Here is a 587-nt window from a genome sequence, read left to right as displayed (position 1 = left end):
ACTGCTGAGGTTGAACTCGTGAGGGTGGGTCGGGCGATCAAGTGGCTTCCATGATCAGTCCGGTCTCGGCGAGGCAGCCGTCGATCAACTCCGCCCGGTACTGGATCTTCTTGAGCTTGCGCTTCATAACGCGGACCAAGTGGTCGAGGTTGGCAGCCGCGAAGTCGGCCAGCCCACGCTTGACCAGCGACCAGACGCCTTCCTGCGGGTTGAGCTCAGGAGCGTAACTGGGCAACTGGAACACCGTCAGCCACTCCTCGTTCTCCACGAAGAACAGCGCGAGCTCCTCGGCGAGATGGACGTTGAGGTTGTCCCAAACCCAGACCACGGGGGCCTTGAGCTGGTGATGCGCCACAACGATCAAGTCGCGGTAGTCCTGCCAGACGAAGCTCTTCACCTCGTCCTTCCGCCCTCGGTACACGTGCAACCGGTAGAACAGACGCGATCGTTCGCCGCTCCTGTAGCAGACCACGCCCGCCACAGAGACCCGTCCCCGGTTCGCACCGCGCACCCGCACCACGGGCGTCCGGCCGCGCGGCGCCCACGTGTGTCCCTTCGGCGGCCTCAACCCCTGCCCCGCCTCGTCC

General features: G+C 64.9%; 1 protein-coding gene. It reads right to left on the bottom strand.

Annotation, left to right across the window (positions count from 1 at the left end; all coding sequences use genetic code 11):
- Positions 1 to 37 precede the first annotated feature (37 nt).
- The coding region (locus E7Z54_RS08525) for a transposase (RefSeq protein ID WP_206056083.1) at positions 38 to 587 on the bottom strand (550 nt) is incomplete at its 5' end.

The sequence above is a fragment of the Nocardioides sp. genome (genome assembly GCF_004803405.1).
GTDB classification, from domain to species: Bacteria; Actinomycetota; Actinomycetes; order Propionibacteriales; family Nocardioidaceae; genus Nocardioides; species Nocardioides vastitatis.
The sequence above is the reverse complement of the archived record's forward strand: the minus strand, read 5'-3'. Positions and strand labels throughout refer to the sequence as shown.